This window comes from Paenibacillus sp. cl141a (assembly GCF_900109305.1).
Classification (GTDB): Bacteria; Bacillota; Bacilli; order Paenibacillales; family Paenibacillaceae; genus Paenibacillus_AQ; species Paenibacillus_AQ lautus_A.
Window position 1 is genome coordinate 1 of the sequence record NZ_FNZO01000015.1, and the last position, 25,058, is coordinate 25,058.

Below are 25,058 nucleotides of genomic sequence, written 5' to 3' on the forward strand. Positions count from 1 at the left end.
CATATGTCTTACGTATTTCGCCCATGAAAAAAATCCCCTCCAAGTAGACGTTAATGCGCTTTTTACACACTGTCTACTTAAAGGGGATAATATCAAATCAGCGGCTTCTAATGTTACTATGTTTTTGTCACCCGACAAAGGTTAAAGTAGTAGAAATCACACTGGATTCGGCACGAAATCTCCGCCGCGGCACCGTTTCAAGTAATGGAGCGCATGCACCTGTCCGGTCATCTCCAGCTCCCCGTTATAGACGGGATCATGCCATCCCTCGATATCAATCGTGCCCTGATAATCCGCCTGGCGCAAAATCGTAATGATATCGGTCCAGTCGGTGTCGCCGAATCCCGGCGTACGGTGCCATACGTAAGGCTTCGGCCCGTGAATGCCGTATTCCCTCACGATATCCCAAGCGATCGTCGCATCCTTGCCATGGACGTGGAATACTTTATCCACCCATTTCCGCAGCTGCGTAATCGGATCGATCAAAGACACCATCTGATGGCAGGGCTCCCACTGCAGGCCGATATGGTCCGACGGGATGGCGTTGAACATCATCTCCCACGCCGTCGGGTTATGGGCGATATTCCAATCCCCCGTCGCCCATGTTCCGCCCATATCGCAGTTCTCGAACGCAATGCGGACGCCTTGATCCGCCGCCCTTTTGGACAGCTCGCCGAACACCTTCGCATATTGCGGGATCGATGCATCAATGGATTCGCCCGTCAGCCGTCCAGTAAATCCGGATACGATATCGGTGCCGAACAGATGGGCTTGATCGATCAGACGCTCCCAGCTTGCCAAAGTATCTGCATTATCGCCTGTTCCAGTCAGCGGATTTCCAAAGATCCCGAGCGTCGACACGATGAAACCGTGTTCAGCTTGCAGCTCGCGAACCCGCTTGGCCGTCTCCGCAAGATCGGTTGCGCCCGTCGTCTGCCAGAAGGTAAGGCTGAACGATTCGAAACCGTGCGGCGCAATCTGGGGGATGATGCGGACAGCGTCCCCGCCGCCGACCAGCGTCCCGATGCGCAATGAATTCATCGTCATGTTGATTACCACTCCCATTTTGACGTTTGGTATGCCTAAGCAACTTTAGTATAGCCGGATTCTCACGCCTTTTCTCGTCGTATCTTGTGCTATACTAGTTGAATTTTGCGGGAGTTTATCGGACTTGACTCCCCCAGCCAATCCGGAACGTGGGCATAATAATTGGTTCGTTGCATTGGATCGTTGCACCCAATAGCTGCACCCATTTGCGTCATGGAACGGTCTCGAGGAAGTCCCTCGCGCTTAACGATCTAAAACCGCCTTTTTGCCGAACGTATAGGAACGTCCGGCCTCGCCCGCAAACGATACGGGATCGAAACCGGGGGCTTCCAACCGGCATGGGCCGGAAACACTGCAGGTTACGACGGCTTCCGTAACCCGTCCCTGCGCCCAGACGAAGTCGACAGTATAACCGCCCCGGGCCCGCAGCCCCTTAACGCTTCCGTCGCTCCAGACGTCGGGCAAAGCGGGCAGAAGCCGGATCGCACCGTCATGGCTTTGCAGCAACATCTCGGCAATCCCCGCCGTGCCGCCGAAATTGCCGTCGATCTGAAACGGCGGATGGTCGTCGAACAGGTTAGGCAGCGTGGAGTGATCCAAGAGCGCTTTCACGTTGTCGTAAGCTTTGGCTCCGTCCTGCAGGCGCGCCCAGAAGTTAATGATCCACGCCCGGCTCCAGCCGGTGTGCCCCCCGCCGCTGGCCAGCCTGCGTTCCAATGTCGTCTTGGCGGCCTCGGCCAGCTCCGGAGTGCGCTCCACGCTAAAGCTTTCGCCAGGGTAAAGGGCAAAGAGATGGGAGATGTGGCGGTGCCCCGGCTCTACCTCTTCGTAATCTTCCATCCACTCCTGAATTTGGCCGTATTTGCCGATTTGCGGTTGGGGCAGCCGCTTCAGCGCGTCCTTGAGCTCCTCGCGGAACGCCTCATCCCGCCCGATAATTTCCGCACTCTGCATGCAGGCATTAAACAGCGCTTCGATGATCTGAAAATCCATCGTGGCCCCGGCGCACAGCACCCCTGTCTCGCCGTTTGGCAGCTTGTACCGGTTCTCCGGGGATACGGAAGGGCAAGTCACGAGCCGCCCTTCGCCGTCCTCGATCAAATAATCGAGCAGGAACAACGCCGCCTCCTTCATCGTCTCGTATGCCCGCGCCAGAAAATATCGGTCCTGACCGAACCGGTAATGCTCCCACAGATGCAGGCACAGCCAGGCGGCGCCCATCGGCCAGAAGGAAGCCGGAAGGTATGTATCCTGCGGGGCCGTATCCGCCCAAATGTCCGTATTGTGATGTGAGGTGAAGCCCCGGCAGCCGTACATGACGCCGGCCGTAACCCGCCCGGGCTCCCGCATCCGTTCGATCAGCTCGAACAACGGCTCGTGGCATTCGGCCAAATTGCAGTTTTCCGCATGCCAATAATTCATCTGCGCATTGATATTAATTGTGAATTTGCTGTCCCACGGCGGGGTAAAGCTGTCGTTCCAGATGCCCTGAAGATTCGCGGGCAAAGAGCCCGGCCGGCTTGAGGCAATGAGCAGGTAGCGCCCGAATTGAAAATAAGTCGCGATCAGGCCGTGGTCTTCCTCGCCCTGTTGGAACCGCTTCAACCGTTCGTCGGTCGGGAGCGCGGCTTTGTCCGGATTCTCGGGCAGCTTCAGTTCGACCCGTCCGTACAGCTCGCGGTAATCGGCGACATGCCGGGCTAACAGCTCGGCATACGGAACTCGGCTCAGCTCCTCCAGCCGCCGTTTGCCGTCAAGCTCCGGGTCGGGATGCCGGAACGTCGTTCCGGCGGCAAGCAGCAATGTGACCGAGCTTGCGCCGTCCACCAGCAAATACTCGCCAAGCGTGCGGCAGACGCCGCCTTCCGGGACCGCCTTCAAGACGGCGCTGAAGGAGCTGCCTCCTTCGCCGCCGCAATCCCCGCGCATGACCAGCCCGCTTGCCTCCCATTTGTCCGTCTTCTCCACGTACCTCCAGTTCCGGCGGTTGAACCGGGCTTTGAACGTGACCCCCTCCTGCTTGTCGGCGGTGATGCGGATGACGATCGCCTGATCCGGATAACTGGCAAACAGCTCGCGCGTATATCTGATCTCGCCGATCCGGTAGCTAACCCGGGATACGCCGCGCTCCAAATCAAGCTCCCGCACGTAATCCTCGGCAGGCTGGCCATACTGGCCGAACGACAGCAGCAGATCGCCGAGCGGCACATAGTGCCGCTGCGCTTCGGGCAGCCCCGCCATCGTCATCGCCGCCAGCTCCTCCGCTTCCCGCAGCCTGCCTTCCATAATCAGCTTGCGGATCTCGGGCAAATGGGGCAGCGCATCTTCATTGTTGCGATCGCGCGGGCCGCCGTACCATACCGAATCCTCGTTAAGCTGCAGCTTCTCCTCGGCCGTGCCGCCGAAGATCATCGCGCCCAGCCGGCCGTTTCCGATCGGCAGCGCCTCGTTCCATTCGGCCGCCGGTTTCCTATACCACAAGCGATGCTTCCGTTCCATGCCATTCCAACTTGTCATGCTTCTCCTCCAATCCGCTATCGCTATTTGAACTAGTGCAGCTCCACCAACGCCTTGATCACCTTCGATTCCGGCAAGAGCCAGCTGTCGAACCTGTCGATCATGTCCTCGAGCGAGCTGCGGTGGGTAATGTAATCGCCGATGTCAATGCAGCCGTCGGTTATGGCCGCAATGACCCGCTCGAAGTCCTCCCGCGTCGCATTACGGCTGCCCTGCACCGTCATTTCCCGCGCGTGAAAATCGGGATCGTTAAAGGTGATCGTGCTTTTTACCAACCCGACAAACGTCAAGGAACCGCCGTGGCCGACGAGCCCAAAGGCGCTTTCCATCGACGAGGCGCTGCCTGTAGCGTCGATCACGCATGCCGGAAAGCTGCCGTCCGTCAGCTCGGCCAGCCGTTCCTTCGGCTCCCGGAGCGCGCTTACCGTATGCTCGGCTGCAGCCCGGGATTTGCAAAATGCTAGCCGCTCCTCGTTCACGTCCATCGCAATCACCTGCGCGCCGGCGTAGCGTGCCATCGCCATGACGCCCAGCCCGATCGGTCCGGCACCGATGACCAGCACCTGTTCGCCGGCGCCCATCCCTGAACGCCGGACGGCATGCGCGCCGATGGCCAGCGGCTCCAGCATCGCCGCCTGATCGAGCGTCAGCCCATCCGTCTTGATGAGATTTCGGATCGGTACGGCAATCCGCTCCCGCATGCCGCCGTCCACATGGACGCCGAGCACCCTCATGTCCTGGCAGCAGTTCGTTTTGCCGCGGCGGCAAGCCCGGCAATTACCGCAATAGAGGTACGGAATCACGCTGACCGGATCTCCCGCCTGAAGCCCCTCCCGGTTGTCGCCAATCTGCTCGATCGTCCCGGAAAGCTCGTGGCCGAGCACGCGCGGGTACGTAAAATAAGGCTGATTGCCCCGGTACGCATGCAGGTCGGTCCCGCAAATACCGATGCGCCGAACCCTTACGATCGCTTCGCCCTCCCGCATGTACGGTTCCGGCAGATCCTCCCGAACGACGAACCGCCCAATATCCTCGCAGATGATGCCCTTCATCAGGATCGCTCCTCGCGCTGCAAGGCCGGTTCCCCGCCCCACTCGGGACGCCCGCTCGGCCACGTTGCGCCGTCGATCGGCTTCAGAATCTCCAGCACTTCGCGCAGCAGCTGTTCGTCCATCGGTTCTTCGGTCCACAACACGTTGCTCTGGATATTAGCAGGATTCGCCGTGCTGACCAGCGTCGTCGGAATCCGCTCATCGGCCGTCGAGAACTGGACCGCGAGCTTCGCGATATCCGCGCCCCGGCTCCGGCAATGTTCGGCCGCGCGCCGGCAGGCTGCCTTGATGTCCTCGCCGGCGGGATGCCAATCCGGCACGCCGCGGTTGCTCAGCAGCCCCATGGACAGCGGCGACGCGTTGATCAGTCCGGTTCCGTTCCGCTCAAGCGCCGGCAGGATCCGAAGCAGCGATGTATCGTTCAGGGAATAGTGGCAGTACGATAAGACGACATCCGGAGCGGTATGGGACAACACCGCCTCAAAGACATGAAGCGGCAAGGCGGATACGCCGAAGAAGCGGATCTTCCCTGATGACTTCAACTCCTCAAGCGCCGGGATCCCTTCCTCCACCACCTGCCCCGGCGAACCGAATTCGATGTCGTGCAGCAGCAAAATGTCGAGATAATCCGTCCCCAGACGCCGCATGCTTTCTTCCGCGCTCCGGATCACCCGCTCCTTCGAGAAATTGAACTCGTCCTGTCCGTAACGCCCCGCTTTCGTGCACAACATATACCGGTCCCGCGGAATCGTCCCCAGCGCCTCGCCCAGCACCGTTTCCGCTTTCGTCAAGCCGTAATAGGGCGAAACGTCGATCAGATTGATGCCCATGTCAACGGCGGCATGAACCGTACGGATCCCTTCTTCCTTCCGAACGTTCCGGAATACGCCGCCCAGCGAAGACGCTCCAAAGCTTAACGCCGATACGTCCAGCCCCGTGTTCCCCAACTTTCTGTATTTCATCGCCTGGTTCCTCCATTGTTAATGTTCATTCAATTTATAAAATTTGGCGGCGTTGGCGCCGAAAACGGCTTCAATCGCTTCCGGCGTCAGCCGATCCTGAAGCGCATGCCGCAAGACGTCAACGACTTCTTCATAGGTGGCTGCCAGAAGGCAGACGGGCCAATCGCTGCCAAACATCACCCTTTCGGGACCGAACAGGTCCAGCGTTTCATGGACGTATGCAAGGAAATCGTCCTTGTTCCAGCCCTGACGGTCGGCCTCCGTTACCATCCCCGAAAGCTTGCAGAAGATGTTCGGGTATTGGGCGATTTCCGCCATATGGCTTCTCCAGGGTTCCATGACTCCAGATGCGATCGGCGGCTTCGCCAAATGGTCAACAACGCCTCGAAGCCGCGGCACCCGCTCCAGCAATTGAACCAGCTGCGGCAGTTGGTCCGCCAGCACCAGCAAATCGACCGGCACGTCTTGTTCCGCAAAATATGAAAGCGCTTCTATATAGGCGGACGATAAAACGGCGTTCGGATCCGCCATATCCTGGATCATGACGCGAAACCCGATGAATTTCGGATGCCTGTTAATGCGGAGGAACTGTTCCTTAAACGCAGGGTTCTCCAGATCCAGCCAGCCGACCACGCCGGCGACGAAATCGGCCGTTTCGCTTAATTTCAGAATGAATTCGGTTTCCTCGATCGTCGGCGCCGCCTGGACCAGAATCGTATGGCCCATGCCGTGTCTCTGCAAATGCGGTTTGAGATCGGAAGGCAAATAGTCGCGATAAAGCACCGGAATTTCGGGCGTAATCCATCCGTAATCATTGCGTTCGATTTTCCAAAAATGCTGATGGGCGTCAATGCGCATCGAACACCACCTCCATTCCACCTTATTGTAACATCCGATAACAGAATAGAAATTGCCGAATCCCGCATATTTGTACCTTTTTTTGATGTCTAGCCTCCGGATCAACAATCACGAAACGACAAGCCCGCAGCGCGAGCTTGTCGGCCTATGGTTAAATCCGTCAGGCAGCGGACCAGGGGCTGAAAACCCAGCCATAGATCTCAATAGGAGATACCGTAAGTCGCCCCTCGTTCTGTCGGGATCGTATAGACATCTTCCCTTCCGGACTGAATCTCGACGAGGATGCCAGCCGGCAACAATGTTACACTCGGTGCATGAGGGGCCTTCAATACAAGGGCATTGCCTCCATGCGAGACGACTTGGGCTTCCGTGAGCTTCCCATCGTCCCATCGCATGCTGACCTCAAAAGCACCGCGGGCGCGCAAGCCCTTTACGCGGCCTTTCGGCCAATCGCCCGGCAGCGCGGGCAGCAGCTGCAGGAAGCCTTGATGCGACTGGAGCAGCATCTCGGCGATGCCGGCCGTGACAGCGAAATTGCCGTCGATTTGAAAGGGTGGATGCGCGTCGAACAAGTTCGGATATACCCCTCCGCGGAAATAGTTCTCCAATTCGTCATCCCGAACGAGATTCATCAGATTGCGAATGAGCCCGAGCGCCCGGTCGCCCTCGCCGAATCGGGCCCAGAGCGAAATTTTCCAGCCTAGGCTCCAACCCGTTCCTTCGTCTCCCCTGCGCTCAAGCGACCGCCGGGCAGCCGTGAACAGCTCCGGCGTCTTTCCTTCGGTCAACTGCCGTCCAGGGTAAATGCCGAACATCTGGGAGGCATGGCGATGATGCCGGTCCTCCTCCACAAAATCCTTCGACCATTCAAGCAGTTGACCTTCCGAGCCGATCTGCAGCGGAAACAAGCGCCCTCGTGCGGCGGCCAGCTCCCGGCGGAAATCCTCATCCACAGACAACGCTTCGGAAGCTTCGATCAGGTTGGTGAACAGATCCCAGATCAAGGACAGATCCATCGTCGATGCTGCGCCCACGCCGGCGAATACGCGATTCGCCGTTTCAAACTTGTGCTCCGGCGAGGTGGACGGGGAGGTGATCAACCGCCCGCTCCCATCATTATGCAGCCAATCGAGGCAGAACAGGGCGGCTTCCTTCATGATCGGGTAGGCTTGATTGCGCAAAAATCGTTCATTGCGTCCGAAAGCGTAATGCTCCCATAGATGCTGACATAGCCATACGCCGCCCATTGGCCACATTGCCCAGACGGGATCGCCGTGGCCAAAATCGCCGACCGGGTTGGACAATGCCCAGATATCCGAATTATGATGCGCCGTCCACCCTCTTGTGCCGTAGTGAACCTTTGCCGTCTTGCTCCCATTCTTGGCAAGATTGCCGATGAAGGTCAGAAGCGGCTCGTGAAGCTCGGCCAGGTTGGTTGTCTCGGCTGGCCAATAATTCATTTCCGTATTGATATTGAGCGTATAATTGCTGCTCCAGGGCGGACGGGTCTCCTCGTTCCAGATCCCCTGCAGGTTTGCCGGCTGTGTGCCGGGGCGCGAACTGGCAATGAGCAAATACCGGCCGTACTGGAACAGCAGTTCGACAAGTTCCGGATCCCGTCCGCCCAGCTCGGCAATCCTCCTGTCGGTCGGCCAGTCGCCGGATGCGCTCTCGCCTAGCGACAGCTCGATTCGGTCGAAGAAGCTGCCGTGATCAGCCGTATGGGCGTTCCGAATGGAAATGTAATCACGTTCGGCGATTCGCGCAAGCGGGGCTTTGCAAGCCGTATCCGGATCTTTCCCCTGGCTCCCCGGCGGCTTGTCAAAACCGACAAAAGATGTCGCGGCACTGAAAAACAACGTTGCGGCCGTGGCGCCAACAATATGGATCCCGGACGTATCGGCCAACACCGAGCCTCCTTCCGCACGAACAGCAAGCCTTCCTTCGAATCGCATGGCTTCCGACTTGCCTGCCGTGCCGTACACGATCGGGCGACTGCTGGAATAATAATTAGGCCAAACTTGCTCCGGCGCCATTCCCCTCATCACGTATTCCCCTTCCTCTGCGAATACGGTATGGCGAAGAGGGCTGTCGAGCTTCGCATGGCAGCTGAGCGCCCCGGGCCGGCTTGTCGTAAGGCGGACGACAAGCACTTGATCCGGATGGGAGGCAAACGCCTCCCGATGGTAGACCGTTTCCCCGACCGAGTAGGAAACCTTGGATACGGCCTTTGCAATATCGAGTTCCCGCTTGTAGGAATGCTGGCCAGGCAAATTGCCATGCTCCATCACAATGTGCAGATCTCCCAGCGGCATGTAGGATTGGCTGTAAGCCCCCAGCATACGCTTCGACACCCGGTCTGCTTCCTCATAGTTCTCTTCGCGAATCAGCTCCCGAACGACCGCAAGCAACGCCTTCGCTTCCTGATTGTTTCCATCGCGCGGATATCCGGACCACAGCGTGTCCTCATTGAGTTGAATGCGTTCCCGCTCCACGCCGCCGAACACCATCGCGCCAAGCCTGCCGTTCCCCAGCGGCAGCGCCTCCGTCCAAGCTCGGGCAGGCTTGTCATACTGTAGTTTCATAGGTTGTTCATTCCTCCCGGGTACTCAACGATTTATTTCGATATTGTCGATGAATCGTAGGCAGCCTGCATGATTTCAATATAACGCGGCATGTTCAGACCCTCCAGCCCTTTCACGTAATCATCCCAATCCTTATCCAGGCTCTTGGCACCGGTGATGAACAGCAAGGCGTTCTGGTCAATATAGTCCTTGATGTTCGTCTGCATCATGCTGGCTTCGTCGGCAACCAGCGGGTCGACCCATAGCGCCCAGTGCGGGAAGATATCTTGCGGCTCCTTGCCTTCCATCAATAGTGTTGCCTCGTACAGGCGGCGTTCGTAACCGTCATCGGCGTAAATATCCGTGCCCTGAACCTCGGCATCGCGGTATGCCCGGTGATGGTTATATTGGGTTAATGCTCCCCAATTGTCATTGCGGGGCTGTTCCCCGGATTCAAGCGGGATCGCTTTATAAAGCGGCTCCACTTTATCGTTCAGCGCGATTTCTCCATCCTGCGGCTTGCGCCAGCTTGTGCCTTCTTCACCGAGGTAGGAAAGCATCGCGCCTTCTTGCGTGTAGAAATAGTCCAGCATCTGAATGGCGGCGATTTGGGCTTCTTTGCTCGCTTTATTCGTCAGGACGAAGGATGCGCCCGGATCGATCGGATAGTTGAATGTTGCATAATCGGCATGCGGTCCTTGCAAAGGCGGAAGCGGGTTATAGTCCTTGCTGTACGGCGCGTCTTCTCCCGTTGTCAGGAACAAGGCGGGATGCATGCCGGCCCCGGCGCCCAACAGCTGTGCGTCCGCGTTATCCCCGATTTTTTTGTACGCGCCTGCATTTTGCGTAAAGGCTCCCGGGTCAATGAGCCCCCCATCATAAAGCGATTTGATGTAGGCCAGCGCTTCCTTCCATTCCGGTTTGTTCGCGGCGGTGTCTACCTGGCCCTCCTTCATGATGAGATACGTTCTGTCGTCGTTGTATATAAAGCCATTCATGAGGTACGGAATTACGTGAACGCCGAAATTTTCGACGGATCCGCTGAGCGGCACTTCGTCCGCCTTGCCGTTGCCGTTCGGATCCTGTGTCTTGAAGGCCTGGAGAACCGCTTTGAATTCTTCCGGCGTCGTCGGCTGCTCAAGTCCGAGCTGATCAAGCCACTTCGTATTGATCCACATTTTATTCGGGTAGGAGCAGTGGAAGCATTCGTTTAAGCCGGTCAATCCGTAAATGTTGCCGTCCGGCGCGGTGTTCATCGCTTTATAATATTCGTTGTTCTCCAGCACTTCCTTTATGTGCGGAGCATGCTCATCGATCAGGTCGTTCAGCGGGATGATCACCCCCTGCTGTCCGAACTTCAATAAGTCCGTCTGCGAGAAACGGTCTACCCAAGGAATAAGCATATACAAGTCCGGATAGTCGCCGGACGCTAGCGAGATTTGCCGTTTTTCGGCCGCGCCGTCAAACGGAACGGTTGTCCAATTGAATTTGATGCCGAATTGCTCTTCCATTTTTTTCGTAAATTTGTTCGTTTTCAGATCCATATCCGATCCTTGATGGGCAAATACGTTGATCGTTACCTTCTCGCCGGAATCCGGCATGCCGACTTCCTTCCCTGCGCTTCCCGGGTTGTCATTTCCGCCGGAGCATCCGGCAAGCACGAAACTAAGCATCAGTATGAGAACAAGCAGACGAGTTGCTGTTTTTCTCAAATCAATCTCCCCCTCATGAATTGGTAATGCAACATAACGGGCTCTGCCCACGATCAGCCCTTCACGGAGCCAATGAGCATGCCCTGCACGAAATAGCGCTGCACGAACGGATAGATCACCAGCACCGGGAGGCTTGCCACCACAATGAGCGAGTATTTCATCAGCTCGGCCATTTGCTGCTGCTTCACCATCTCCCCGGCGTCCATATTGCCCGTTCCGCTGCCCAGGATGAGAATGCTGCGGAGAATGAGCTGGAGCGGATAGAGCGATTGTGATTTCAAGTAGATCAAGGCATCGAAGTAAGCGTTCCACTGCCCCACCGCGTACATAAGCGAGAGCACGGCGATAATCGGTTTGGCAAGCGGAAGAACGACGCTGAAAATGTAGCGGATGTCGCTGCACCCGTCGATGTCTGCCGCCTCGGAAAGCTCATCCGGGATCGAGGTCTGGAAGAAGGTTCTGGCAATAATGACCTGCCATACCCAAACGGCATTCGGAATGAGCAGCGCCCAGCGGGTATCGATCATGCCCATCGATTTGACGACCAGATAGGTCGGGATCAAGCCGCCGGAGAACAGCATGGTGAATGTAATGAAAATCATAAGCGGCGTGCGGCCGAAGAACGACTTTTTTGACAGCGGGTATGCGACCATGATAGTCAAGGATACGCTGATGAACGTGCCGGCAACGGTATAAAACAGCGAATTGGCATAACCGGTCAGCACCTGGCTGTTCCGGAACACCGCCTCATACCCTGCCAGCGTCACGTCGACCGGCCATAGCCATACCTTGCCCGCGGAGACGGCGCTTGGACTGCTCAAGGAAGAACTTACGATGTAAATCAGCGGATACAGCACGGCGATTAATACCAAAGTCAGTATGATGTAGGTCACGGCTAGAAAGATGCGGTCCCCCAGCGACTCCTTGATCTTGATCCTCGTGCTCCGCCGGCTTCCTTGATGGGTTTGCAATGAGTTCATGTCACTCCCCCCTTTCGCGAAATTTACCAGAGACTGGTATTGGAAGCCCGCTTGGCAATGGCATTGACAACCAGGAGCAGCACCAGATTGATCAAGGAATTGAATAGTCCGACCGCCGTGGCGAAACTGTAGTTCGCGTTCAGCAACCCGATTTTGTACACATACGTGGAGATGATTTCCGACGTGGACAAATTCAGCGGATTTTGCAATAAGTACATTTTCTCGAAGCCGAGCGCCATGATGTTGCCTACGCTGAGAATAAGAATGATGACCGCGGCCGGCAGAATGCCGGGGAGATCGACGTTCAGAATCTTCTGGAACCGATTGGCGCCGTCCACCTTGGCCGCTTCGTATAATGACGGGTCCACTCCCGCCAGCGCAGCAAGATAAATTACGGCGGAATAGCCCATCGTTTGCCATACGTCGGACAGCACGTAAATCGTACGGAACATGCCCGGCTCTCCAAGATAATTGATCGCTTCGAAGCCAAGCGCACCCGCGATCGTATTCACGATCCCGAGGCGTGGGGACAAGAACAGCATGATGATGGACACCATGACCACCGTGGAGATGAAATATGGCGCATAGGTGACCATCTGCACGGTTTTTTTGAAGCGTGCGCTCTTCACCTCGTTCAAGGCCAACGCCAGCAGGATGGGGATGGGAAACCCGACGATCAATTGATAGAACGAGATGTACAGCGTGTTTTTGATCAATGTCGCGAATGCCGGATTGCGGAAAAACATCTCGAAATACTGCGTGCCGACCCATGGGCTCCCCCAAATCCCTTTCACCACGTTATAGTTCTTGAAAGCAAGCACGGCGTTTGCCATGGGCAAGTACTTGAAGATGATGAAGTACAAGACCGGCGGAATGACCAGCAGATACAGCTGCCAATGTCTTCGGAAGCTTCGGTAGGCGGCTCTTCCGATTTCCGAGCGTTTGCCGTTCGGAGCTCTGACCGTTTTGGACTTGGAAAATAGGGTACTCAGTTCCATCCCTCCTTCGATGTGGTTGCTGCCGTTGAATCAAGGAAGACTTGGCAGCGCTTTCTTGTGCGTAATCATAAAATTGCACGCTCGGCGTCGTAAAGACACACTTGCTCCCTCACCGTACAATTTCGGAAATGGATGGCTTCCAAGCCTTGATTTTCCTCGTTTTTTCACTTGGCGAATTCTTTAAAAAAACGTCAGTCGATACGTTCGATCGGTTCGTCAGAGCAAGAGCTGACCTCCCCTTCCGTATCAGACGGCGGAATCGCTGTCTCCTTAATCGGCCATGTGCCGAAACGTGCTTGGCGACACGCCGCGAACCCGCTTGAAGGCCCTCCGAAATGAATGGGCGCTGTTATACCCCACCTGCACGGCGATCTCGTCAATTGTCAACAGATTTTCCTGCAGCAGGTCGGCCGCCTTGCCAATCCTCACCAGCTCAACGTAGTCCGAAGGATTCTTCCCCGTATGTTCCTTGAACAATTGGGAGATATACTTTTCGGGCTTGCCGATATGCTCTGCGATCCGATACAGTGTCAGCTCCGCGTCGGAATATCGCTCATGGATGTAGCGGATGATCTCACCCACGGTCTCGGCATGCATATCGCATTTTTTCTTCCGGGCGTCCATGCAGATATCATGAATGAGCTTCCCGAATCTGCCCCTGAGCTGATCGACCCCGTCCGTCGTCGAAACGGCAGCGATCTGTTCCTTAATATGGTCGGTCAACGACTCGTCGTGGAATATTTTTTGTTCGGCCAGCTTCAAAAAGGTTCCCTTAAGCTCCGTCACAAACTGCTGCGTCATATCGTACGACAGCTCCCTCTCTTCAAAGTTACGGCTGAACAGCTGGTCAAGAAGGCGGCTTGTTTCCTCCAGTTCACCCGCCTTTAGCGTATTGAGCATACGCTGTTCGGATTCAATCGGATAATAGTACAGCTCCGTTGCTTTCATCGCATCCTCGAATCGGGTGATGCCGGCTGCTCGAGTGTAGACGGCATATTCCAACGCTTGCTGCGCTTCGTTGAACGAGTCAGCTACGTCATTCCACGCGTCGAACACCGAACCCAGCCCGATCGTGATCGACAATCGATGCTGCCGATATACGGTATCGACCAGTTCGAGCAAACCGGCTTCCAGGCGACGATGTAAATCGTCCAGCGGCTCTCCGACCAGCGGATGCACGAAAGCGATCTGGTCCGAACCCCAGTCCGTAACCAGCACATCAGGATCCAGCCGGCTCAACGCATGCCGGACGATCAGACGGGCAACACTGAGTTCCTGAATGATTTCCTCGCTGTCGGCGCTGCCGTATCCGGCGACCTTTAGAATGCCTGCGCGGCCGTGCTCGCCGAAGAGCGGGACGCCCGTTTGACCAGAGACCGCCTCGAGCTCGCGCAGCGTATAGAAATCGCCTGTCAGCAGCCGTTTGATAAACGCATCCCGAAGCAGCGGGAGCTGATCGTTCAGCGAGGACTCCAGCAATTTGTTGTTTGCGATCAGAGCCGCTATGTTGCCGGCCAGGAAATCATACTCGTTGCCGATCTTCTCCCTGGAAGTGTGATTTAACTCGCGAAACGCGGACAAGAGCGAATGGATAGGAGCACTGTGCCGGTACGCGAGCAGCAGTCCGATCAACAAGCCGATGACCAGCGCAGCCAGCGTAAACGTGATCGTCACCTGCTGGATTCTGTCGGCCTTCGTCATCAGCGCCTGCTCGGGGATTCCGGCCATATAGGTCCACCCGTTCAGGTCGGACCGGATGGAAATCAACAGCCGGCCGTCTCCCGTCGGGCTGACTTCGCCGTTCTCGCCTCCCGTGGTCTCGATATAGTTCCTGGCTTCGCTTTCGCCGATTCCCCTGGATAAGATCAGGCTGCCTTCCCGGTCCGCAACCAGTGCCCAGCCGCCGTATTGGTCTACGATATTTTGCAGCAGGCTGCCCATATGATCCTCATCGATCAGGACGCCGATCATTGCCTGCGGATTGTTGAAGCTGTTGAGCGGAATCGACTGCAGAAACGTGATGGCCGGCGTCTCGACGAACACCGTATCGCGGATTTCCCGCCTATATTTCTTAAGCGGAATCATCTCGTTTAGATGCGGTTTCTTCAATACGGCCTCCTCCCACTCTTCGAACGTCCACCCTTCAAGCCGATTCGCCGCGTAATAATGCTCGGGCCGATAATAGACGGTGTTCGGCGTAATAATGGCATTGTAATTGCGTATGTAGATGAAGAAATTGGACAGGTAGTCGTTCGTACTGCTGTACATGGACAAGCTGCGCTGCATGCGTCCCAAACCGTAAACGTTGTTGCTGTCGAGCGGCTTGGGATCGGCGATCAGACGATATAAATCCTGATTAATCGCAAGCTGCTTCGTGAATGCCTCCACCTCCACCAGATGCCGCTCGATGATCTCTTTTCCCAGATTCAATGAACTCAGACTGTTTTCGATCGAGCTTGATTTTGCTACTTCAATCGAAGCCCTGTACGATGCATAACCTGCGATTTGGGGGATTAACAGCACAATCAGGTAGGAAATCAGAAATCTGCGGAACACCGGGGAGAACTTGGACCATAAACGCTGCATACGTACCCTCCTCAATAGAAAGCGTTTTCAAATATGAAGCAATTCGATGATACACTTGACTGTTCGCAAGAAAAAGGTACAATTCCTTCCTCGGAGTACAATTTTATACGATATGGCAGGCTAGGAGCGAAAGGACGCAAAATCCTTTACGAGGCAATATGATCATTCGGAGTTAATATAAACATTAAAGAGGTTTGGCAGGAACCACTGCGAGCTATGTGTAGGCACTTCGTAGATTTCCTTACTGATTACCAGCCAAGAACAAAGAGCTGCCCTTCCAAGTCACCCTTGTGACTTGAAGACAGCCCTTATCATACGCTTTGTTAACAGTACCGTAGACAATGTGTTACCGTCCGAGTTCACCGACAAAAGTCGTTACGCTTTGCGCGGGAAGATGAGCCCAGAAATTGCTCCCTGTTACATTGAGAGACGTTCCGGGTTGAAGATTGCTGCTGCTGCTCGTGATCCATCGGGATACCTGCGAAACGGATCCATTCTGAAGGACAAAGTTCTGATTGACCCCGAAGCTGCTCCGGTTTATGGCAACGATAACGATTTTGTTGTCACCTTTATAGGCCGATACGTAAACGTTCGTTTCTGGATTTTTCGAAGCATCCACCCTGATATAGCCGGGACGGACAAATTTGGAGAAATGAGCCATATTGTAGCCGCGTTTGCTGATCGTGCCGTCCTCTTTCATCGGACCATATGATCTCCGGATATACCACCATACATAAGCTTGAAATTCTCCTTCAACCATCGCGTTGTGGATATGGTAGGACACATCCAGGGCTTCGGGCCAGTGATCTGCCGAGTTGTTGTCGCTGTTCGGGTAGTACACCTCGGTCATCCAGAGGTCTTTTCCCGCTCCTTTTTGTTTGAATAGTGGATACGCGAAATTGCTAACTTGGGTTCCGTACAGATGAGCGCCAAGAATATCCATATTGGCAAGCGCCTGGGGATCATTTAGAATCGGGTCCGACATATTTTTCAGATATTGGAACGATTCCGGTGCGATCACTCTGCTGTTGATCGATCCGGCATTTTCTTTCATAAAGCGAAGCATTTCCTGCGGCGTCCACCACGTCCAGTCATGCGCATAATCGGGCTCGTTCTGGACGGAAATCGCGTAGAGATTCACGCCATTGTTTCTCATGTAGGTTACGAAATCGTTAAGATGCTGGGCATACGCGGCATACTTGTCGTAACGAAGTCGCTTGGCCGACGTATCGCCGTTGCGGTTGAAGGTCTCGACCATGTCGGCGGGCGGATTCCATGGCGAAGCGAATACGATAGCTCCAAGGGCAATCGCTCGTTTGGCCGTATTCAGTTCACGGTACCACTGATTTCGGTCTTCGTGCACGTAGATTCTTAATATCGAGAATCCTAACTGGCTGTTTCCGTTTCCGAATGCGGTTTCCCTCTGTATTGCCGTCAAATCTCCGATCCATGCCGGGTGGTTGATGCCCCCGAAACCGCGTATCACTTGTTTCTCCGACGATACATTCACAACGGCGTCGCTGGCTGCGGCAACATCGCCAGGTGCCGGCAAAAGGGACAACGCAAGGACAAGGGCCAAATATGCACTTATGGCTTTCTTATAACGTGAAATCAAGAAACGATTCATGAGACTGCTCCTCCCAATTTTTTTTGGATTCGTGTCAGGATGTACTCGGGGTGAATTCATATCCGGCCTTTCAATTCCACTCCATCCCTTCCTCAGCTAGCAATCGCTTTATCGCTTTGGAAGCCTCGACGAATAGTTGGGGATTGGTGAATCCCTCGAACCTTCCGGCGGCCCGCAGATGCGGCTCCAAAGACAGAAAGCCGGAATACCGCCTGCGGCTAAGCTCTTGAAGGAGCAGACGCAGCTCGCCGTCTCCATCGCCTGCGGGCACGACCATCCCCTTCCCCATCATGGCGTCTTTGACATGGATATACGCCGTATAGTCGCCGAACAATGGGTAGGCCTCGCCTACGGGTTTCACGCCACACTGCACGAAATTCGCTGGATCGAATGCCGCCCGCAAATGGGGGGACGAAACTGATTGAAGCAACTCCAAGCATCGCTCGCCGGTGTCTCCGTAAATATGGCTTTCGTTTTCATGAAGCAGTACAATGCCTTCCTGCTCTGCCAACTGAGCGAGCCGAAGCATGCGCCGTATTACCTCTGGCCGATACTTCTCATGGTCTCCGTAGGGAATGTAAAAGGAAAACACGCGGACATATGGCGCCTGGAAATACTTAGCCAAACGAACGGCATACTTGGCATGTTCGAGATGAGGTTCAAAGTCGTCGGTGATTTGGATTTTCCCGATCGGCGATCCGATTGAGGAGACTCCGACCCCCCGCTGCGATAATCGTTCTTTTATGCCAGACAACTCCTCTTCCGTCAACTGCAGCACGTTTTTCCCCCATACGCCTCGAAGCTCAAGATAACGGATGCTTTCGGATTCAAGGACATCCAGCTGTTCCTCCAAATCCGGGGAGATCTCATCCGCAAACCCGGTTAACGTGATCATTCGACCATTCCCTTTCTTAGCTGATAATTTCGATAATCGCATGCGGCGATTCCATGGTAAAATTACAATCCAATCACAGGTTGTAAAAGTTCATTAGGACGTTACAATTTTTTTAAAAGGAGGCGATCTTCGCTTGGAGCTTGAATATCACCCTTATCTCGTACCGAATATCTTTCTGTTCGTAGACCGCAGATGTTATCCGGATTGGAAAATTCAGAAGTCCCGAATCGGATTTCATGATTTGACGTTCGTTGTTGAAGGCCGGGCAAACTACTACATTAACGGCAAAAAATTTGCAGTCGAAGCAGGCGACCTGGTATACGTTCCCGGAGGAAGCGTACGAGAAGCCCATACATGTAAGGAGTCGCCCATGCATGCTTATCCGTTCAATTTTTTCTGGGCCGAGCCGCATAATCATATTCAGCTTCCGTTTGGCGTGGTCACAAAGAAATTGATCACCAAGGAGATTCTTGCCTACATCCGGGAGTTCAACCAAGTGTGGATGAATAAACAACCGTTTTATATGATCCATGCGCGCGCATTGTTCGAACTCATTCTCCATCGGCTGCTCCGCTGCATGCATCGCCAAACGACGATGCTGATGGATCCCCGGATCAAGAAACTGACCACATTCATCGAAGAGCACTATGCGGAAGACTTGACGTTAAACGATTTTGCCGAGCAGCTCAATCTCCACCCCGTCTACCTTGGAAAACTATTCAAGCTGAACACCGGTTCGACCTACAAGGAATACCTGCAGCGCGTTCGCGTAAATAATGCTGAAATCATGCTGGCGACCGGCAATTGTACTGTTACGGAAGCCGCGGAATGCTGCGGTTTTTATGACCTTTCCTATTTCAGCAAAGTGTTCAAGGAATCGAAAGGCTATCCTCCCTCTGCCATTAAGTGGAATTAATCGAAATCGATTTCCAACACGAATGGCTTTACCTGAAGCCGCCCTCCTAATCGAAAGAGGATGCGAGGGCAGCTGTTTTATGCTTGACGGTCTCTGCTCACTTTTTCCAAATCGCATCAATCGCAGCCTGGAACGGCGATTTGTACTTCTCGACAACCGTTGATACCGGGATGCCTTCCATGATTTCCCCGATAAACTCGTAATAAGGCATCGATGGATATCCGTTGTCGGTATCGATTACTTTAATGCTCTCACCGGCCATCTTGGCATTTTGAATATCGTCCTCATTGCTGAATAGTGTTTCTAGCGTGGATTGTTTCGGATAATCGTAGATTGAGTCGATATCGTTGATTTTCTCGTAAATGTAAACCAGGCGTTCGGGGTGTTCTACCGCGCTTGGTATCGTCAGATAGTTCGGGATCGTATTATGCGAATGATACCCTGTGGCGCTTGGCCCTTTCGGGAATGGAAGAAAGCCGATATCGTAATCCGGCATGTCCTGCTTGAAGTTCTCCATTTCATAGTCGCTGCCCGCAAGCATCAATGTGTTGCCTTGGCGGAAAAATTGGCCCGCCTCAGTCCAGTCCCCTCCTTCCGTAGGCCTGCCAACCGCCTCGGTTGCAAGTCGCGATAAGAAGTTCAATACTTCCAAGGTTTTTGGATCCTCGAGTCCTTGCTGATCGAGAATGACCAGATTCGCCTCGTTCGAAGCCATGGCAGGAACCAGCAGGGAAGCGGTTGCAAGCCCCCAAATATCCAACTTGCCGTCGTTATTTGAATCTTTGTTCGCTTCTTTCGCGACTTGAATGAACGTGTCCCAGTTCCAGTTGTCTTCGTTGACGTATTCCTGCAATGGCTTTATGCCCAATTGATTCATTAGCGTGCGATTATAGAAAATGCCGGATGATGCGCCGTTGATGCCGGTCCGAAATCCGTAGCCTCTTCCTTCGTATTGGGAGTACTCGTTCGTGTACTGCTGTATGAATACCTTCTCATTCTTGGTGTATTCATCCACTGGCGCGAACAAACCTTGATTGACCAGTGTCGGAATCATCCATGGCCTTGCAACCCGGATGATATCGCCGATCGGTTCGCCCGCTACCAGCGAAGCTGTCACCTTGTCCTGATACTCGCCGAAATCCACGGTTACGTATTCCATTTTAAAATTATGCTTTTCCATTAACTCTTCCAAATTTCGTTTCCGATTAATGTTGTCAGGGTTGTCTTCCTGAATGGACTCGTCATACCAGGACACCCATTTGATGGTGCTGCCGCCCATATCAAAATCCATTTCCGGCGTACCGGATATGTCTTCCTGGCCGCTTGGTTCGACTGCCGGTTCCTCGTCTTTCACTGCAGGCTCGTTGACGGCCTCATTCGCTATGCCGGGTTCGCTCGACTTCAGATCACCGCCCGAACCGCTGCTGCATGCCATCATGAACACCAGAATCAGACTGCAGAACAGCAGGCTGATCTTTCGCATCCACATGCGTTATTCCCCTCCCTTGGTCATGGCTGCATTCATGTTGCAGCGCTTACATTTTGTAGCTACCAAGATCATATAACTGCTTGCGTTAACGGACCAGAGAGAAACTAAACATGATTTGTAAGTTCTAAACGTGTTGATGCTCTGGGTAACGTAAAGGGCCGGAAAGTGGAAAGCGCATGAGCGTCGGCTAGACGGTGTGCCCAATCTGAATCCATCATTGGCAAAGGATTAACCTCGGGTTCACGTCGTCAAAACGCAAAAGAAGCGCTGCGTACCCGCACACGGGAACACGGCGCTTCTTTTGTTCTTCATGTTCAACAATTCGCACAAACCCAGAAAAGTTGTTGTTCCGTCAGCCTTCCACCTGCACATCCAGGTATACGGACGCAAGCGCTGGATTCAGGTCCTTCTCTTCCGTCAAGCCCAGCATCGGTTCACCGTCAACGTCGAAATGCACGCGACGGAGACCCGAGCAGCGGGGTTGGCCGATGCCTGGACGAGCGTGATATACGCTCCAGATCGTTCCTTCCTCGTCCTTCATATAAGAATTGTGTCCTGGCCCGTATTCGCCCGGCACGCTTCTGGAGGTTAGCAGCGGGTAATTTCGCTTCGTCCATGGGTTCGGGTCAAGCAAATCAGCGTCAGAATTGACGCTGAGCATGCCGACGCAATACGTGGCATCGACCAGAGCACCGGATATCGTAACGAAGATCTTCCGGTCTGTCATGAGTGCAAAGGGCCCTTCCTCCACGAACGTTTGATTGTTCGCCCAGCCGTAATCGGGCTTGGACAGCAGGACAGGCTCCGATATCAGTCTCCACGGTTCCCTCAGATCCGCCTCGGCGATATAGATCCACGAGCCCAGGTCATGCGGTACCAATTCCCTTTGCGCCCAGAGCACATATAAACGGCCTTTCCGCTCTAATACGGTCATGTCCAGCGTTATGCCGGCTTGAAACAGCGGGCTTCCGTCATGCCTGACGGCCCGGATCGGGGTCCCCCAATCCGCAGCCATTCTCGGATTGCCGCCATTCTTTAACCGCATAACATGCGATTGAATGTCTTTGAATTCGCCGCTGCTGCCGGCAAGAAAAATATACAGATCGCCGCCGATGCCATGAAGCTCAGGCGCCCACAGAAATCGCTTCAGATGATCATGCATGCCTGTATCCAGGATTTTGGTTTCTTCTGCCAAGACCAGACCGAATATGGAATCCGCCTCCCGGATCGATATCGTATGGTTGCCGTCGACATCATTGGTCGCGACAAAATAATACCTTCCGTCCCACTGCGCAATGCAAGGGTCGGCACGGTTCATCGCCATCGGAAACGTATAGCGATCCTGCCGAATGCTTCCAGAAATGCGATAAGTTCCGGGACGGCTCCAATCGATCTCGGACGCATCCCACTCAATCGGCTTGATCGCGGTTGTGCCATCACTGTATATCGCCGTCACTTTAACGGCTTGTAACTGTTCTTTGGACGTAACGGCCACACGCTCCGGCAGTTCATTACGCACATGAACCGGTACCGTAAGCTTATGAATCAGCCTCTGAGCCACGCCTCGCGATACACGAATCGCATTGCGGGGCACTGCTCCTTCAATGTCGACGCGTCTCGGGCTTAGCGTGAAAGCTTCGCACGGCTTCGGCTTGGCAGCGTCGTCCGGGCATGTCACGTCCGCCATTTCCCTTTGATAATACCTACCGTCTTCTTCACGCCAACGAAGGATATACCTTCGTGAAGCATGTTCATATTCGCACATGATATCTTGTACATGAAGCCCGTTCGTTAGGTTCAACAGACCGAGCTCCCGATACTGCAGCAAGTCCGGGGAAGTGAACAAAAGCACCGAGCCCTTGCTCTGCTGATCGGGAGAACCGTCCGCTTCCGTCTGAATGGCCAGTACGCCAAAGTTTCCGTCAGCCATGTGGAACAGGTACGGATTCTTCAAACTCTTGGCGGACAGCGTGGCGTTTGAGAGCTCGGCGGCTTTAGCGAACAGCACCCCCGAGTTGTGATTAAGCTCCCGATAACTCATCCCGTCATCGGTGTAAGCGAGATGCATGCTATATGCAAGCTTCGGGGAATAGATTTCCGGTTCAAGTGGTTCTCTCGTATAGCAGAGAACGCTGTGAATTTCATTTACCATACGCTGCTCCTTCCCTCCTAACGGATAAGGCTTTTCAAGAATAATCTCTTCCAGCTTTGCACCCGGCTTCGAGTAATGAATATTCACTCCGATCGTCCCCCCGAACAGGAACGTTATATGAGACCTCCGACAGCTTACATCTCTCAAATCTTCATTACGGAAATGCCAATTTTACCGATCTCAGTATCCGCCTGTTTGATCGTACTAGTCCTCAGCCTAGATCTATCGCAGGAATGGATGTTGATCGGCTGGACACACAGAATATTTTATTTTCTCTCTTCACTATAATTTTGTACGCGTTACTTTGAAGTAAATTTGATAAGGTTCGTACCCGATATCCCGAATTCGTTTGAACGTGATGGCAGGTTCCTGGTTGACTGTCTTGAAGAAATACCGCCAACTCCCCCATTCACGTTCATTTTCGTTCTCGATAGCGGACGCAATATCCTCATCCTTCATATAGAGCTGCCGTTCTGATTCGCACAAGCCTGCCAACACTTCTGGCCCGTATCGGAAGGCACCTGTTCGTTCGTCGTCCGGTAGCGGAACAAACCGAATGCCGATTGGCAGCATAATCGAGACGGTATCGCCTTCCTTCCATGCTCTGTGAATGTCATAGAAGTTCTCGCTGTCCAGAGTCGTCCCCTGCAGAACGTCATTGACGTACACGGATGCTCCCGCCATGATCCACTCAGGTATGCGGAAGCGGAGCGTGAATGTTGTCGGTGCAGCAGCAGATACAATGAAATCGTATTTGCGAAAAGTAGGTATATTTTCATTTATCGACGCTGTATCATTAATAGCTTGGTACCCGGCCGTGTTAGACGAAGATAGGAGGCTCCCGCTCATTTTGTCCTGCGTCTGTACGATCCGTATGAGGGTTCCAGCGATACTTGTGTCCAACTCGGAATCGAAATATTGATTGATATAGACGATATCCCCGTCCTGATAATAAATTCCCATGTTCCAGGCCGCATTCGCCTGAACCATCGTGCCGTGGCAGCAGAAGAAGCTGTCGGTTTCCGTGCTCCACTCCTTGCGCAGACCGGCCTTCATGGGGAGGAAATAGGTCAGCAGGCCGGTTCTAGGATAGTTATTTTGACTACCAGTCAAACCATATTCCTGATAATAGGCTTGCGCCATAATGCCATTGTATAGATTGTACTCGATATATTGCGCGTAGGTAGGGTCGCCAGATTGACGAAATAAGAAATCTGCTAGTCGGATCATGTTATAGACAGTACAATGCTCCTGATTTTTGTCACCTAGGCGGGCCTTCATCTTCATCTTCGGCATCCAGACCTCTCCAGCGGTTTGACCGCCTGTCGCAAGGCTTCCCCTTTCCGTTACAGCGCAATTCCAATACGCTTGGACGATGGACAGCCACCTGTCATCTCCGGTAACCTCATAAGCTCTCGCACAGCCGAGCACTTCCGGTATCGTAGTGTTAGCATGCATATTCGTAAGCGGATCCTTGCCCTCCAGCAAGGGTTGAAACAGCCGACTGCGATAATACCGGTCTAACAGCACACGATATTTGTCCGCTCCGGTTATGTGCAACAGATCGGCCCAAACCTCAAGCATTCCGCCTGTCTCCACATCGAGAATATCGTCGAATTGCTCTCTTGTGAATGTGCCGCTCCATTCGACAAACCAGTCCGCGAACCGATCCACGATATCCAGGGCCTGCCGATTACCGGCATATTGCCAGGCATCGACCAACCCCATTAATATTTTGTGCAAATTGTATTGGGGCGCCCAGATGCTTTTTCCGCTTGCAATCCAGTGCAGATATTTTTCGGGAATCGGACCGACCCACTGACCGCCGTTATCGCGTTGGCATTCATGCAACTCATGCACAATAGCATCCAGTTTGGCCTTTAATTCGATGTCGCCGCTTTCTTCATAATGCAACGCCGCACCAGACAACCAATGACCAAGAAAATGGCCGCGCAATTGGCAGACCGGCGTTTCCCAACCGCCGTGCGCACCTTCGGGAATCGTTCTCCCATGAAATCTTCCGGCCTCCAAATGATAATTAAACAACAGATGACCGCTGTCCAGCTTCATCAGATAGCTTCTGTTCGCTCTTTCCCTGCGAATCAGTTCTTGCTCTTTCAAAATGACCTGTTTGCCTCTCAATGCTTTCATTGAGTTCCTCCCTTCGATATGTTGGCAGAACGAGCTTTTAATCTTTCAGCCCGGATACCGCAATGCCTTTAATAAAGTCCTTTTGTCCTAACATAAACAGCATAATAGGCGGAACGAGAACCATCGTGGCCGCCGCCATCAACAACTCCCATTGAGCTGTGTAATAGCCAATAAATTGCTGCAGGCCAAGCGCCAGCGTGAACTTAGATTCCTTGTTGTGATGTAAACAAGCGGGCCCAAAAAATCGTTCCACACACCCAGAAACTGAAACAGCGCAACCACAATGACGGCCGATTTGGATAAAGGAAAAATAACATGCGTGAAAATGTAAAAATAACCTTCTCCGTCAACAAGAGCTGCTTCGTCAAGTGAATTGGGGATCGTTCTATGAACTGCCTTATTAATAAAATGTTAAACGCTCCGCCACCGAACCAGGCTGGCAAAATCAAGAGCAAATAACTGCTGGATTCGACCACCATTTTCCAACCGGGAAACGGGATAAGCGTGACAGCAGCCCTCTAACTTTCCCATCGCTCCAGCTGTTACGCAAAG

At 53.8% G+C, this 25,058-nt stretch carries 17 protein-coding genes and 1 pseudogene; 1 reads left to right on the forward strand and 17 read right to left on the reverse strand.

The window, feature by feature from the left end; genetic code table 11:
• Positions 1–156: 156 nt before the first annotated feature.
• The 12 genes from BMX45_RS27805 to BMX45_RS27860 form a co-directional block, all read right to left on the reverse strand.
• Complete coding sequence (locus tag BMX45_RS27805; RefSeq protein ID WP_175495228.1) at positions 157–1,041, reverse strand: sugar phosphate isomerase/epimerase family protein; 885 nt, start codon at positions 1,039–1,041, stop codon at positions 157–159.
• Between the two features lie 249 nt (positions 1,042–1,290).
• The gene (locus BMX45_RS27810) at positions 1,291–3,564 is read right to left on the reverse strand and encodes a glycoside hydrolase family 95 protein (protein ID WP_090913670.1); all 2,274 of its coding nucleotides are present in this window, start codon (positions 3,562–3,564) and stop codon (positions 1,291–1,293) included.
• 32 nt (positions 3,565–3,596) lie between these two features.
• Positions 3,597–4,616, reverse strand: coding sequence for a zinc-binding alcohol dehydrogenase family protein (locus tag BMX45_RS27815; protein WP_090913672.1), 1,020 nt, complete (start codon positions 4,614–4,616; stop codon positions 3,597–3,599).
• On the reverse strand, positions 4,616–5,578 hold the full coding sequence (locus tag BMX45_RS27820; RefSeq protein WP_090913674.1) for an aldo/keto reductase: 963 nt from the start codon (positions 5,576–5,578) through the stop codon (positions 4,616–4,618). The genes BMX45_RS27815 and BMX45_RS27820 overlap by 1 nt, the downstream gene beginning before the upstream one ends.
• A gap of 18 nt (positions 5,579–5,596) precedes the next feature.
• Positions 5,597–6,436 carry an amidohydrolase family protein gene (locus tag BMX45_RS27825; RefSeq protein WP_090913676.1) on the reverse strand — a complete coding sequence of 280 codons (840 nt, stop codon included), beginning with the start codon at positions 6,434–6,436 and terminating at the stop codon, positions 5,597–5,599.
• A gap of 200 nt (positions 6,437–6,636) precedes the next feature.
• Positions 6,637–9,021 carry a glycoside hydrolase family 95 protein gene (locus BMX45_RS27830; RefSeq protein WP_090913678.1) on the reverse strand — a complete coding sequence of 795 codons (2,385 nt, stop codon included), beginning with the start codon at positions 9,019–9,021 and terminating at the stop codon, positions 6,637–6,639.
• A 32-nt stretch (positions 9,022–9,053) separates the two neighbouring features.
• Positions 9,054–10,712: an ABC transporter substrate-binding protein gene (locus BMX45_RS27835; RefSeq protein WP_090913866.1), complete on the reverse strand. Its 1,659-nt coding sequence runs from the start codon at positions 10,710–10,712 to the stop codon at positions 9,054–9,056.
• 53 nt (positions 10,713–10,765) lie between these two features.
• Positions 10,766–11,692, reverse strand: a complete 927-nt coding sequence (locus BMX45_RS27840; RefSeq protein ID WP_090913680.1) for a carbohydrate ABC transporter permease — start codon at positions 11,690–11,692, stop codon at positions 10,766–10,768.
• A 23-nt stretch (positions 11,693–11,715) separates the two neighbouring features.
• The gene (locus tag BMX45_RS27845; protein WP_175495225.1) at positions 11,716–12,690 is read right to left on the reverse strand and encodes an ABC transporter permease; all 975 of its coding nucleotides are present in this window, start codon (positions 12,688–12,690) and stop codon (positions 11,716–11,718) included.
• A gap of 270 nt (positions 12,691–12,960) precedes the next feature.
• Positions 12,961–15,276, reverse strand: coding sequence for a helix-turn-helix domain-containing protein (locus BMX45_RS27850; protein WP_090913682.1), 2,316 nt, complete (start codon positions 15,274–15,276; stop codon positions 12,961–12,963).
• A 346-nt stretch (positions 15,277–15,622) separates the two neighbouring features.
• The gene (locus BMX45_RS27855; protein ID WP_254778317.1) at positions 15,623–16,903 is read right to left on the reverse strand and encodes a glucuronoarabinoxylan endo-1,4-beta-xylanase XynC; all 1,281 of its coding nucleotides are present in this window, start codon (positions 16,901–16,903) and stop codon (positions 15,623–15,625) included.
• A gap of 70 nt (positions 16,904–16,973) precedes the next feature.
• Positions 16,974–17,798 carry a sugar phosphate isomerase/epimerase family protein gene (locus BMX45_RS27860; protein WP_090913684.1) on the reverse strand — a complete coding sequence of 275 codons (825 nt, stop codon included), beginning with the start codon at positions 17,796–17,798 and terminating at the stop codon, positions 16,974–16,976.
• Positions 17,799–17,931: 133 nt separating this feature from the next.
• On the opposite strand from BMX45_RS27860, the gene BMX45_RS27865 reads away from it, so the two are divergent.
• Positions 17,932–18,714 carry an AraC family transcriptional regulator gene (locus BMX45_RS27865; protein ID WP_090913686.1) on the forward strand — a complete coding sequence of 261 codons (783 nt, stop codon included), beginning with the start codon at positions 17,932–17,934 and terminating at the stop codon, positions 18,712–18,714.
• A gap of 97 nt (positions 18,715–18,811) precedes the next feature.
• On the opposite strand, the gene BMX45_RS27870 is transcribed toward BMX45_RS27865, so the two are convergent.
• From BMX45_RS27870 to BMX45_RS32025, 5 genes and pseudogenes are all read right to left on the reverse strand, one after another.
• Positions 18,812–20,203: an ABC transporter substrate-binding protein gene (locus tag BMX45_RS27870; protein WP_090913688.1), complete on the reverse strand. Its 1,392-nt coding sequence runs from the start codon at positions 20,201–20,203 to the stop codon at positions 18,812–18,814.
• 352 nt (positions 20,204–20,555) lie between these two features.
• A complete protein-coding gene (locus BMX45_RS27875; protein WP_254778318.1) occupies positions 20,556–22,442 on the reverse strand; it encodes a family 43 glycosylhydrolase in 1,887 nt (628 codons plus the stop codon).
• A gap of 195 nt (positions 22,443–22,637) precedes the next feature.
• Positions 22,638–24,506 carry a beta-L-arabinofuranosidase domain-containing protein gene (locus tag BMX45_RS27880; RefSeq protein WP_090913690.1) on the reverse strand — a complete coding sequence of 623 codons (1,869 nt, stop codon included), beginning with the start codon at positions 24,504–24,506 and terminating at the stop codon, positions 22,638–22,640.
• A gap of 37 nt (positions 24,507–24,543) precedes the next feature.
• Positions 24,544–24,759 carry an ABC transporter permease family protein gene (locus tag BMX45_RS32020; RefSeq protein WP_254778320.1) on the reverse strand — a complete coding sequence of 72 codons (216 nt, stop codon included), beginning with the start codon at positions 24,757–24,759 and terminating at the stop codon, positions 24,544–24,546.
• Between the two features lie 11 nt (positions 24,760–24,770).
• Positions 24,771–24,911: pseudogene (locus BMX45_RS32025) on the reverse strand (sugar ABC transporter permease); the annotation flags it as partial.
• Positions 24,912–25,058: the final 147 nt, after the last annotated feature.

Coding starts and splice junctions, on each gene's coding strand:
- BMX45_RS27805 (WP_175495228.1), bottom strand. CDS start 1,041: ATGAATTCATTGCGCATCGGGACGCTGGTCGGCGGCGGGGACGCTGTC.
- BMX45_RS27810 (WP_090913670.1), bottom strand. CDS start 3,564: ATGACAAGTTGGAATGGCATGGAACGGAAGCATCGCTTGTGGTATAGG.
- BMX45_RS27815 (WP_090913672.1), bottom strand. CDS start 4,616: ATGAAGGGCATCATCTGCGAGGATATTGGGCGGTTCGTCGTTCGGGAG.
- BMX45_RS27820 (WP_090913674.1), bottom strand. CDS start 5,578: ATGAAATACAGAAAGTTGGGGAACACGGGGCTGGACGTATCGGCGTTA.
- BMX45_RS27825 (WP_090913676.1), bottom strand. CDS start 6,436: ATGCGCATTGACGCCCATCAGCATTTTTGGAAAATCGAACGCAATGAT.
- BMX45_RS27830 (WP_090913678.1), bottom strand. CDS start 9,021: ATGAAACTACAGTATGACAAGCCTGCCCGAGCTTGGACGGAGGCGCTG.
- BMX45_RS27840 (WP_090913680.1), bottom strand. CDS start 11,692: ATGAACTCATTGCAAACCCATCAAGGAAGCCGGCGGAGCACGAGGATC.
- BMX45_RS27845 (WP_175495225.1), bottom strand. CDS start 12,690: ATGGAACTGAGTACCCTATTTTCCAAGTCCAAAACGGTCAGAGCTCCG.
- BMX45_RS27850 (WP_090913682.1), bottom strand. CDS start 15,276: ATGCAGCGTTTATGGTCCAAGTTCTCCCCGGTGTTCCGCAGATTTCTG.
- BMX45_RS27855 (WP_254778317.1), bottom strand. CDS start 16,903: ATGAATCGTTTCTTGATTTCACGTTATAAGAAAGCCATAAGTGCATAT.
- BMX45_RS27860 (WP_090913684.1), bottom strand. CDS start 17,798: ATGATCACGTTAACCGGGTTTGCGGATGAGATCTCCCCGGATTTGGAG.
- BMX45_RS27870 (WP_090913688.1), bottom strand. CDS start 20,203: ATGTGGATGCGAAAGATCAGCCTGCTGTTCTGCAGTCTGATTCTGGTG.
- BMX45_RS27880 (WP_090913690.1), bottom strand. CDS start 24,506: ATGAAAGCATTGAGAGGCAAACAGGTCATTTTGAAAGAGCAAGAACTG.